The following is a 12,153-nucleotide window of genomic DNA, read 5'->3' as shown; positions in this document are numbered from 1 at the left end:
CCCATCAGTCGAAGATCACCTTCGGAGAGACAAACCAAATAGTAGGTGCCGGGTTGGGGTTTCCTACCGGTTATGTAGCGAAATTTGACGGAGAGGGTGGCTTAATCAGCGCTTTTGGAATGCACGGAATTGCGCCGGCCAGAGTGGCAGCCGCATCAAGAGGACATTATCTTCTAACAGGTTCTAAGGTGGGCGTGGGGTGGGTGGTCGCCAAATATGATCGCAACGACAACCTCGTCTGGTTCATTGAATCAAGTCTGACCGGGAACTCGCGCGGCAACAACCTGGCGGTGGACGCCGGGGGCGCCGTGAGCCTCGCATTGTGGTCTGAAGGGACGCTGCCGCTCGGGCACAACACCTACACCTCATACGGAGCAGGCGATTTCTTTCTGACCCGACTATCGGAGGACGTTGCTCCGGTATTCGTCAGCCAGCCGGCTCCTTCTCCATTTGGGCTTCAACTCGGTTCGAACGTGGCTTTCTCCCCCAACGTTCGGAGCATCCATCCGGTCGATTTTCAATGGCAGAACAATGGACTAGACATTCCTGCAGCCACAAACGTTTCGATTGTCATAACTAACTGCCAGCTCCGAGACCAGGGCGACTATCAGTTAGTGGCGCGTAACCGCTTCGGCAGCACCACCAGCGCAGTTGCCCGCTTAACAATCTTCTTCGAGTTGCGCCTTCGCATACAAGGTACCGGCCGGGTGGATCGGGAACCCAAATTGGACGGCGGGTTTTTCAGGGGCTCCTATCCTTACGGGGAGATGGTTCGATTGACGGCGGTGCCTGATCTGGGAACCAGCTTCTCGCGGTGGAGTGGAGACCACACGCGACCAGACAACCCAACGCAGATAAATATATCTACGAATCTCAGCATTACAGCGCATTTCTCTGATTCTGTTACGAACTTGGTCCTGGATGACGATGATGCGGGGGTTTCTGTTGAGGGTACCTGGGCAGTGCAACACGACGGCCGTGGATACTCCGGCGGTGTCTACCGGGTCGCGGGTGCGAACGCTGCCCCGCCGGTCCGAGTTGCCTATCGACCGCAGGTGCATCTTGCCGGCGTCTATGCAGTCATGGCATGGATGCCCAGCGTCGTGAGGGCTCCTCAATATGGAACCGCTCTCTGGGACATACCCGTTCCGGGCGGTCGTAGCAACGTCGTCGTTTACCAACCCAGGGCTTCAGGTGCCTGGCTCAAGGTTGCTGATGATGTGTTTCTCGACGGGGGAACAAATGATTTTTTGATTCTCTCACCCGGCGGTGACGTGCCCGGGTTGGTGGTCGCTGATGCTATTCGACTCGTTGGACAGTCCATCGCACCGCTGATGGTCGCGGTCCCTCGGGTCCGTGCTGAAGGCTTGTGGTTCGAGGTGGGAATCTCAACAGGGGCACACGTCGATCTTGAATCTACCACGAACCTTATGGATTGGAATCAGGTTCGGGAGGGCATTCAGTTTCGCGATTCGGGCTTGCTTGTTCCTTGGGCAGACCTTCACGACGGCCACAGGTTCTTCAGAGTACAAATTCGACCCTGAGATGATCAGCGTACTGTTCTGGTGGCTGGTATCTGCTCGGCGCGAGCCCGACTTGGCGGATTCGGACGGCAGAGAGCAAATTTGGTCGGTGGAAGTCATTGATAGGACGCTGGCGCGGGTTCTGCTTCGGGGCTCCAAAGTGCTGTAGTGAAGACCCTGCCCATTCCCGGGATTCCCGCCGTGTGTATCCTCGCTGGCGGCCATGTTCCTGCGCTACTGCACCCGGAAAAAGGATGGGAAGGAACATCGTTACTGGAGTCTGGTCGAGAACCGGCGCCTGAGTGACGGGCGCATCGCTCAGCGCCATGTTCTCTACCTGGGCGAGATCAACTCTTCCCAGGAGGCCGCCTGGCGAAAGTCCATTGAGGTTCTGAGTGAGCAGGAGTCCGATCCCCGCACACTCGCCCTCTTTCCCGAGGATCGATGCGCCGGCACGATCCGCCGGTACAGTATCTGGTCGGCACGCCCAAAGGGCGGTTGAGTCGGTTGGAGAAGCGCCTGACCGATCTGTGGTGGCAGGAGGTGTGCGAAGGTGTGGAGGTCAAGCTGCTCGCCGATCTGGAGGAAGTCTATGTGCTGGCCCGAAGCGTCGATCGCGTCGCCAAGGAACGGGCGATGCGCCGGCGCCAGCTCAAGCAACCTTGGAGGCGCCTGGGAGAACTCTCGGAGATGGACCTGAGTCGTGAGCAGTTGCTGATGAAGTTGTGCGCGGCGCAGAACCAGTCCCCGAGTGCCTGGCCCCTGGTCCAGGTGACGATCGACCCCGGGAAGGGTGCCTTCACGTATGAACTCAGGAAGAAGAAGCTCCGTCAGGTGAGGCGCCGGGAAGGCCGGTATCTGTCTCGGACGAACCTGAAGGACGGCGATCCGGCTCGCCTGTGGCAGTTCTACATCCAGCTGGTGGCCGTCGAGCAAGCCTTCAAGGAGATCAAAGGGGACCTCGGCATCCGGCCGATCCACCATCAACTCTGAACGCCGGATCGAGGCGCACATCTTCGTGTGCTTCCTGGCGTACTGCCTTCACGTGATATTGGGACATCGACTCAAGCAACTGGCCCCGGGGCTGACGGTTCGTAGCGCTTTGGAAAAGTTCACATCGATGGTCATGGTGGACGTGCATATCCCGACGGTGGAAAAGGACGCTGCGAATAGTTGCGAGCTGATCCTCACGCGCTACACCCAACCGGAAGCAGAACTTCGACTGTTGTTGGAGAAGTTGAAGCTGACGCTACCCGCGCAACCACCCCCGCGCATCGCGGCGAAGGAGGTGCCCCCGCAACCGGGTCTGTAGTGCAGACCCATGGTCCCGATCTGTTGATTTTACGAGACTTACGCTCTGGTGACCCCTCGAATCCGCCAAGTCGGGCTAGACCGCCACTCACACCCTGACGACTCGGCCCTTCGGCATGCCCTCCATGATTCATCTGTGGGGTCGGGTTTTCATTTCTCGCAGCCTAAGCAGAACCTCCATTCGGGCAAGTCCGTTGGTGCAACTGGGGCAGGCTCGTCAGCATCGTTTGTGCCAGGAATGTAGAATCGGACCCGACGTCAACGGGTCTGAGGTCTTGGACAGGATGAACACGATGAACAGGATGGAGCGGAGCTACCGACGCGGAGCTCTCGACCCACCGCGACTCCGACACCCACGGAGATGCGATCGGTCGATGGATACGAGGAGGGGACCGTCGGGGTCGGGATCGCTATCGGAATCGAACCGGAATGATCTCCGGGGATGCGCGAAGCTTTATGGCTCCCGTCGATACCGATTCCGATAGCGACCCCGACCCCGATTCCGTTGCGCCTTCCGACAACTCGCAGATGCGCCCGTGGCGGCATTCCCCCTTGACTCTTCCTTTTCGGCCATGATGGAGTGCGGACGTAGTCGTGAAATCCTCAACCTGCGCCCGCCGTACGATGATCCGCAGATTCACTCCAGAACGTGGCATGGGGCCCGGACGGGTCCGGGACGAGGGAATGGGGACCCGGGAAGGAGGCTTCACTCTCATCGAGCTGCTCGTCACGATCGCCATCCTTGCCGTGCTTGCGTCGCTGCTCCTCCCGGCATTATCCCGCGCGAAGTCGGCCGCTTACTCGGCGGTCTGCAAGGGGAACCTTCGGCAACTGGGGATCGCCCTCAACCTGTATGTCGGGGATGCCGGGACCTATCCCGGGGGTTTCCCGTCGCAGGCGACCTCGACCGATGCCACCTGGTTGGGCTCGCCGAATATGCCCGGGACCCGAGGGCTGCCGGAATTGGCGCGGTACGTCCTGGGGGGCGAGGTCTGGGATCTATCCGTGCGTCTTGCCAGGCCACATGAGAGGACGGTTTTTCACTGTCCGGCGAAAAAGGTGCAGCGGTTCGGCGGCGGCTCCGGTCCTGTCCAACCGGCGGGAGGGATCGGAAGCAGTGTGAGTTTCGGAGACACTCCGACAGGGCTGCCGACGATCGAGCTTCGGCCCTTTGAATTGAATCCATACGGGTACGGCTACAACGGGCTTGGAACGGTGTGGAGACCGCCCGTGGTCACGCCGCTGGGGCTCGGGCCTGCGGTGACGGTGGATGGGAGGCTGCAATCGGTGGCGGACTCCGCCGTCAAGGCGCCAAGCGGAATGCTGGCGATCGCCGATGCCGTGGGAAACCTGTTCGACTACGTGAACCCTTACCCGGATAACAAGGCCGCCCTTGGCCAGCCCCACAACGCCGGCGCCAATGCCGTGTTTGTTGATGGACATGTCGAATACAGGAAGTTCCGGCGGTGGACCGAGGCCTCCGATGCGGCGCGCCGGATCTGGAACAACGATCATGAGCCGCACCCGGAAACCTGGTGATGCCGTCCCTGCTCCATTTCGGCGACACGGTTGTCCGTGCTGCATTTTTCGACCCGGCCGCGTAACGGCCCGCCAAGGCCCGGATTTCATCTTTCACTGAAATGGATGATGCGTCTCCAGTAGCCAGAGCAACCTTCGCCATCCCCGATTCGCCATTCCCCGATCGGCACCTGTTCAAAGCAGGAAATCCTGCACGTTCTCCGGCGTCACCACCATCGCCTCCGCATGAGGATAGGTGTCGAGAAACGCCTTCGGCAGGCGGGTCCGGCCCGCAGCTGGATTCCACTTGAACTCGAAGGCGGCAAGCCGCGCGCCGTCAGTCGTCTCCTCGATGAGATCGATCTCCTGCTGGTCGTAGGTGCGCCAGAACCAATGCGTGACGGAGATCCCCTCGTGGGCCAGTCGCTTGCGCCGTTCGATCAGGAGGTAGTTCTCCCACAACCGGCCCAGGTCATCGCGTAACGTGGGCGGGTGAAAGGCGTCCAGCAGGGCATTACGGATGCCCGGGTCCGTGAAGTAGATCTTCCGTGATTTCCCAACCTCCTTGCGGAGGTTGCGACTGAACCCGCCAAGCCGGAAGATCACGAAAGCGTCCTCAAGCAATCCCAGATAGCGGTCCACGGTCTTCACATCGAGCCGCACGGCGCCCGCCAGCTCATGGAGGGACACCTCGGAGCCAACCTGAAGCGCGATGAGGCGCAACAGATCGTGCAGCCGGTCGCGGTTCACGTTCACCTGGGCAAAGAGGTCCTTCAGGAGATGGTCCGCAGCGAGCTGTCGGAGCGCAGCCCGCTTCTTCTCCGGCGACACGGTCAGTACCACCTCGGGATAACAGCCGTAGATCATCCCGTGCTCGATCCACTGCCGGACCGTTGTGGCGCCCGGCTTCAACTCGGCCAGCGCGAAAGGGAACAGATGGAAGACCACCTGCCGTCCGGTCAGAGGTTCCCCCGTCTTCCGGCGCAGATCGAACGATGCCGATCCGCTCGCCACCACCCGCAGACGGGGGAACTCATCGTGCAGCAGCTTCAGAACCCGGCCGATCTCGGGCACGTTTTGCGCCTCGTCGATGAAGAGCAGATCCAGGTGCCCCGCCAGCCGTTGCAAGGCCGCCCTTTCCGGCACCAGCAGCGCCCGGTCGTCCGCATAGTCGCCATTCAGGAATTCCCGGTTGCCCGGGAGTTCTGCGAAGAGGGTCCGCAGCAGCGTGGTCTTTCCCACCTGCCGGGGACCGAACAGGCACACGACCTTGCGCGACTCGCTCCCATCGAGTGCCGCAAGCAGCTTTTTCTTTAGTAATCTCGGGATCACGATCCACAAATTAACGTAAATATGTGGATATTCCAGACTTGAATGATGTGATTTCTGTCCGGTCCCAGGTGTTGCCGCAGGCGTGGCGACGACCTTCGTGACCAGCCCGTCCCGGCCCATCCCTGCCCCACCCTCACAGCCTCGACCGGTTCGCGAAGGCAAACTTCAGCAGGCTGTGCGCTCCCTCGAGGTGCAGTTTGTGGCTCATGTTCTGCCGGTGCGTGTCCACGGTCCGCACGCTGATGCCGAGCACCCCGGCGATCTCCTTGGTGGTCTTGTCGTCGGCGATGAGCCGCAGAATCCGCCGTTCCGCCGGGGTCAACCGGTCGAGCCCGGGCTTCTCCCGCTTCAGGGACGCCCGTTCCCCGGCGCGGCGCGCCACCAGGCCGGACATCGTGGGACTGATGTAGATCCGGTCCTCCAGCACGGTCTTGAGCGCCGCGAGGACATCGGTCACGGCGTTCTCCTTGAGCACGTAGCCGCAGACCCCGAGGTCCATCGCCGCTTCGAGGAACTCGGGATCCTCATGCATCGTGAGCAACACCACCCGTGTCGGATGGCCCTCCTCCTTCAAGGCCCGCGCCACCTCGAGGCCGGTCCGTTTGGGCATGTGGACATCCAGAATGGCCACCGCCGGTCGCCGGGCCCGGATCAAGGCCAGCGCCTCCTCGCCGTCCCCGGCTTCCCCGACCACCCGGACCGAAGGCTCCTCGCGCAACACATCCGCCAGGCCGCGCCGAAAGACCGGGTGATCGTCCGCCAGGATGAGTTCGTGGGGCGAGGTCATGATTCGGGGGGGATGGCTTCCGCCAGGGGCACCACAATCTCCACCCGGACGCCGGCTCCGGGACGGGACTCGAACTCGATCCGGCCTCCCAGCGTGCCCACCCGCTCGCGCAGGCTGCGCAGGCCGAAACCGGCGCCGGCCCCCCGCAGATCAAACCCGCAGCCGTCATCCCGGATCAGAGCGGCCAGGTGGTTCCCTTCACGCCGGACCCGAACGCTGGCGGTTCGCGCTCCCGAGTGCTTGGCGATGTTGGTCAGGCATTCCTGCACGGATCGGAAGAAGTGGATCTCCGCGGACTTCGGCAGCGCGCCGTCGAGGTCCTCGAGATCGGTCCCGACCTCGATGTCCGATGCGTCCCCGAGACGCCGGGCAATGTGGGTGATGGCCTGGGTCAGTCCGAGTTCATCGAGTTGGAACGGGCGCAGTTCATGGGCCATGGCCCGCACCTCGCGCAGGGATTGCGAGGCCAGTTCGGAGACCTGGGCCAGTTCCTGCGACATCCGGGCAGCCTGCGTTTCATGGCGAAGGCCGAGCAGGGCCCGATTCTTGATGACCAGCAGGTTCTGTCCGAGGCTGTCGTGCAGTTCCGATGCCAGCCGGCGGCGCTCCTGTTCCTGCGACTCCATCAACCGCCGCGAGAACTCCCTCTGCATCCGGCGTGCCCGTTCCAGCCGTGCCACCCGGGCGCCGTAGCCCAGGGCCACCATGCCGGCCAGCGCCCCGCCCCCGGCGGCGCGGAACCACCACGTCTGCCACCACGCCGGCCGGATGATCAGTGCCGCCGTCGCCGCCGACGCGCTCCAGACACCGTCGTTGTTCCCCGCCATCACCTCGAACCGGTACCGGCCCGGCGGCAGGCCGTGGAACGAGGCGATGCGTTCGCCGCCCACCTCCCGCCACTCCGAATCGAACCCGACCATGCGCCACCGGAAATGCACCGCTTCCGGCGCACCCAGACTGATCCCCGTGTAGCGAATGTCCACCCGACGCGGCCCCGGCGGCACCGTCACGGTCGCCGGCGCCACGGAACCCCGTCCCGCGCCGGGTACCCCATCCACCAGCACCTCCTCGACCACCATCCGTGGCGGATTGAGCGAACGCGGCAGTCGCGCCGCATCCACCACCGCCACCCCATCCACGGTCGCGAACCACAATCGCCCGTCCCGCGCCCGCAACGCGGAAGGGCACCCGGACGCGCTCTGATTCGAGGGAAGCCCATCGACCGTGCCGTAGGCGCCCGGATGGACCCGGCGCGTTTCCCCGCGCAGAAACGCCTCGATGCCCGTGCGGGACAACCGGAAGACTCCCCGCGTCGATCCCAGCCAGAGCGACCCCGCCTGGTCGTCCAGAATGCCCGTCACCTCCGCCTCGCCCAACCGTTCCCCCGCGTCGATGGGGCGAATCCGCCCATGGCGGTACAGCGCGAGCCCAAGGCGGGTTCCGATCCACAGCGAACCCTCCCTCTCCGCCAGCAGCGACCGCACTCCGGGACTGGGCAGTTCCCCCTCGATCCGCTTCACCTCGGCACCGTGAAGGTGCAACAGCCCGTCGTCGCGGAGTCCGATCCAGAGTCCGCCGCCCGGATCGCGCTCGATCACCTGGACCGCGTCCCGGATCGATCCGTCGGCTCCTGGCTCCAGGACGCCTTTCGCGTCGTTGTGGCGCCACAAGCCCCCTTCCGTGCCCACCCACAGCGTTCCGTGCGAATCCTCGCACAGCGTGCGGATCAGGGGACTCGCCCCATCGACCTTGTTGGTCCCGAGAAGCGCAGTGCGTCCGGCCTGATCCAGCTTGAACCACACCCCGGCGTACGTACCGAACCAAAGCCGGCCGTCCCGTCGCGCCGCCGCCGACCAGGCATTGATCGGCCCAGGTTCGCCGGAATGCACCGCCCCCGCCCGATCGATCACCGCCAGCCCGCCATCGAGGCGCCCCACCCAGATCCGTCCATTCTCATCCTCCGCCAGGCTCAGGGGCATGAAGTCTGGCGCCGGGAAATCCCGGGCCCGGTCCCGGCTCCCGAAGATCCCCGGACGCACCCGCACCAGACCGCTGCCATTGGTCCCCACCCAAAGATTTCCCTCCCGATCCAGAATCATGGCCCGCACGGACGCCGCGGGGAATCCCTCTTCCCGGCCCAACACCCGCACGCCACCCGTCCTCCCGTTCAAATGCACCAGACCGGCACTCCACGTCCCAATCCAGAATTGCTCCTGCGCGTCCTCGACCAGCGAGGCCGCGCTCGGGATCTCGAGAAAAGGGAACACCAGCGGCTCACCCCCATCGGGCTGAATCCCCGTGACGGAACCGCGCCGGAGCAGCCAGACCCCTCCGCCGTGACGGGGAGCCATGGCCACAAAACGACGGTGCTCCTCCCCGGATTCCGCCCCGCCGTGGGTGGGAACCTGCGTCCATGATTCCCCGTCGAACCGGAACAGGTCCTGCACCGTGCGCCCCCAGAGGCAGGCCGGGTCCGCCTCGTCGTTCACCATGCCGGTCACGGGTTGCTCCGTTGGGGGGCCCTGCATCCCGGAGAAATGCCGTCCGTCGTACCGCCACAGACTTCCAGAAGCCGTGACAAACACCATGGCCCCATCCGGCAGCCTGACTCCACCCCGGGCCTGGAAACGTTCCATCGGCCAACCCGCGCTGGCATCGAAGGTCGTGAACCGCCCGTCCTGCAACCGCACCAGTTCCCCCCGGTCCATCGAAATCCAAAGTTCGCCCTGCGCCCCGGGCGCCATCCGGACGCTGCGATCGCTCTCGAGTCCGGGCTCGCGCCGGTCGAACACCCGGAACCGCACCCCATCGAAGCGCGCCAGTCCTCCCGGCGTGCTGATCCACAGGTATCCATCGGGCCCCTGCTGAATCGCGTGGACCACATTGTCCGGCAATCCATCCTCCACCCGCCACACCCGGATCGAATACGGCGGCTCCAGCCCGTCCGCCCCGGCCTGAACCGGGTTCCCCCACGCCCATCCCGCCAGCGCCATGGCGGCCACCCACCCAAGCCGGCCGCCGCGGACCGACCCGCCCCATCGCCGTGACTTCATGGCACCGCCGGAAGGCATGCTCCCGACCTTGCCCGTCCCCACGCCCCACCGGCAAGCGCCCGACTGAGTGCAAGGTTGCGATCCAGGCCCGGCCCATCGCATCGTCCCGCGCATGCCAGACGATCCCGCCGGGGCGGCCGAGGTCCTGCGCCGCCTGTCGGACAACATCCAGCGCGTCCTGCGGGGTCAGGAAGTGGCCACCCGGAGGCTCCTTGCCGCCTTCGCCGCGGGCGGACACGTCCTGCTCGACGATTTTCCCGGCACCGGCAAGACCACCCTGGCCAAGACGCTCGCCCTGTCGATCGATGCGCACTTCACCCGCATCCAGTTCACCCCGGATCTCCTTCCCACCGACATCGTCGGCGTCTCGGTCTTCTACCAGGAGGAACACGCCTTCCGGTTCCGGGAAGGTCCCGTCTTCACCGACATCCTCCTCGCCGACGAAATCAACCGCGCCTCGCCGCGCACCCAGTCGGCCCTCCTCGAGGCCATGGCCGAGGGCCAGGTCAGCGTCGATGGATCCCAGCGCCCCCTGTCCGACCTGTTCTTCGTGATCGCCACGCAGAACCCGGTCGAGTTCCGCGGCACCTACCCCCTCCCCGAAGCCCAGATGGACCGCTTCATGATGCGCTTCGGACTGGGCTACGTGCCGCCCGTCGAGGAGGTGGCCATCCTCACCGCCCAGGTCCGCGAACACCCCCTCAGCCGCATCGAACCGTGCTGTTCCCAGGATGAACTGAGGCGCGTCCGGGCCGCCGTGCGGGAAGTCCGGGTGGGCGAGGAACTCCTCCACTACATCGTCACCCTGGTCCAGGCCACCCGGAGTCTCCCCGGCGTCCCGCTGGGCGCCAGTCCGCGTGCCTCGCTGGCCCTCATGAAGGCCGCCCAGGCCCTGGCACTGTTCGACGGTCGCGACTTTGTCACCCCGGCCGACCTGGCCGATCTCGCCGTTCCCGTGATCGCCCATCGCCTGGTCGTCGATCCCCAGGCCCGGTTCGCCGGCACCAGCCCCGAGGCGCTGGTCGCCGAACTCCTCCAGCGCCACCCGCCGCCCCGCTGAATCCGGCCTCCCCATGAGCCGCACGCCGCCCGTCCTCCCGTCCGCGCCGGACCGCGTGCTGCATCCCACCCTCACCCGGCCCCCCGAATCGACAGGCCACCGCTCCGGCCAGTCTCCCGGCCGCGAAACCCCTCACGCTTTCACCGCGCCCGAGGCCAGCCGCCTCGATCGCCGGCTGCACCGCAGTTACTGGATGTTCCATGCCATCCGCCAATGGCTGCGCCGCCACATCACCCCCGCGGGGGCCCTTCTCTTCTGGGCCACCCTGACGGCGGGCGCCTTCACGGACATCTCCCAGACCATGTCCCACCACCTGTTCGGAGTGCTCCTCTGCCTCCTTCTGGTGTCCCTGGTCTGGGCCCGCAAACCGCGACGCCGCCTCGCCCTCGAACGGACCCTGCCCCGCCGCGTCACTGCCGGCATCGCCTTCCCCCTCCGGCTCCACGTCCGCAATCTCACCCCCCGCCCGCTGCCCGCCATGGACCTCTGGGAAGGGGTGTCCGATCCGCGGCCCACCCTCTACGAGTTCTCCCACCTCGCGGAACCCGGCGAGGAACGCCGGAACTGGTTCGATCGCCGCTACCGGTTCTACCGCTGGACCTGGCATTGTGCCCGCAAGACCCGCGCCCGCCTCGAACCCATCCCCCTGCCCCCACTGCCGGCCTCCGCCGGAACCGAGGTGGTGGTGCCGGTCACCGCTCTCCGCCGGGGCCGCCTCACCTTCGCCGGCACCGAGGTCGCCCGCTCCGACCCGTTCGGCCTCTTCCGACGCCTGGGCGTCGTCCGACAACAACCCGATTCGGTCATCGTCCTTCCCCGCCCGTTCCGCCTGCCTCCCATCCCGCTCCCCGGCCAGTCGCGCCGGCTCCAGGCGGGCGGCATCGCCATGGCCGGCTCGGTCGGAGAATCCGAGGAGTTCGTGTCCGTCCGCGATTACCGCCCCGGTGATCCGGTCCGCCGCATTCACTGGGCCGGCTGGGCCCGCACCCGCCAGCCCGTCGTGAAGGAGTTCCAGGAGGAGTTCTTCGTCCGCCACGCACTCCTCCTCGACACCTTCGGCGGAGGACCCGAGTCGGATGCCTTCGAGGACGCCGTGCGCCTGGCGGCGTCGTTCGTCAGCACCGTGGACCAGCGCGATTCCCTGCTGGATCTGATGTTCATCGGGGATCAGGCCTACGTCTTCACCGCCGGACGCGGCCTGGCCCACGCCGAGCAGATGCTCGAAATCCTCGCCAGCGTGGAACTCGATCCCCAGGGCCGCCTCGACGATCTCGAAACCCTCGTCCTCCGTCACCTCCACCGCCTCAGCGGCTGCATCCTCGTCCTCCTCGACTTCGATCCCGCCCGCCGCCAGTTGCGCGACCGCCTCGAAGCCCATCGCGTTCCCACCCTCACCTTCATCGTCCACCGCAGCCCTCCGCCCGCCGATTCCCCGCTCCCCCCCAACGTCCACTGGCTCCCCCCCGGCTCCGTCGAGACCACCCTCTCCCGGATGGCATAACCCGTCATGGGCTCGGATGCGACATACCCGATGAATCCGGATTCGCAGGGATTGCAGATCCGCCGAAG

The 12,153-nt window shown here is 65.3% G+C and carries 7 protein-coding genes and 1 pseudogene; 5 read left to right on the top strand and 3 right to left on the bottom strand.

Annotated elements, in window-relative coordinates; all coding sequences use genetic code 11:
- From KF833_20535 to KF833_20525, 3 genes and pseudogenes are all read left to right on the top strand, one after another.
- Nucleotides 1-1,544 (top strand): hypothetical protein (locus KF833_20535; GenBank protein MBX3747703.1); only part of this gene is annotated, 1,544 nt, incomplete at its 5' end.
- A 202-nt stretch (nt 1,545-1,746) separates the two neighbouring features.
- Nucleotides 1,747-2,835: pseudogene (locus tag KF833_20530) on the top strand (transposase).
- 653 nt (nt 2,836-3,488) lie between these two features.
- Nucleotides 3,489-4,373, top strand: a complete 885-nt coding sequence (locus tag KF833_20525; GenBank protein ID MBX3747702.1) for a prepilin-type N-terminal cleavage/methylation domain-containing protein — start codon at nt 3,489-3,491, stop codon at nt 4,371-4,373.
- Between the two features lie 174 nt (nt 4,374-4,547).
- On the opposite strand, the gene KF833_20520 is transcribed toward KF833_20525, so the two are convergent.
- The 3 genes from KF833_20520 to KF833_20510 are packed head-to-tail and all read right to left on the bottom strand — an operon-like array spanning nt 4,548 to nt 9,524.
- Entirely contained in the window at nt 4,548-5,804 is a 1,257-nt protein-coding gene (locus KF833_20520) for an ATP-binding protein (protein ID MBX3747701.1), read from the bottom strand.
- 13 nt (nt 5,805-5,817) lie between these two features.
- Complete coding sequence (locus KF833_20515) at nt 5,818-6,471, bottom strand: response regulator transcription factor (GenBank protein MBX3747700.1); 654 nt, start codon at nt 6,469-6,471, stop codon at nt 5,818-5,820.
- Entirely contained in the window at nt 6,468-9,524 is a 3,057-nt protein-coding gene (locus KF833_20510) for a hypothetical protein (protein MBX3747699.1), read from the bottom strand. The genes KF833_20515 and KF833_20510 overlap by 4 nt, the downstream gene beginning before the upstream one ends.
- Before the next feature lie 112 nt (nt 9,525-9,636).
- Here KF833_20510 and KF833_20505 point away from each other — a divergent pair, with 112 nt between their 5' ends.
- Entirely contained in the window at nt 9,637-10,584 is a 948-nt protein-coding gene (locus KF833_20505) for a MoxR family ATPase (GenBank protein MBX3747698.1), read from the top strand.
- Nucleotides 10,585-10,597: 13 nt separating this feature from the next.
- The gene (locus KF833_20500; GenBank protein ID MBX3747697.1) at nt 10,598-12,085 is read left to right on the top strand and encodes a DUF58 domain-containing protein; all 1,488 of its coding nucleotides are present in this window, start codon (nt 10,598-10,600) and stop codon (nt 12,083-12,085) included.
- Nucleotides 12,086-12,153: the final 68 nt, after the last annotated feature.

The organism is Verrucomicrobiia bacterium (assembly GCA_019634625.1).
Classification (GTDB): Bacteria; Verrucomicrobiota; Verrucomicrobiia; order Limisphaerales; family CAIMTB01; genus CAIMTB01.
The sequence above is the reverse complement of the archived record's forward strand: the minus strand, read 5'-3'. Positions and strand labels throughout refer to the sequence as shown.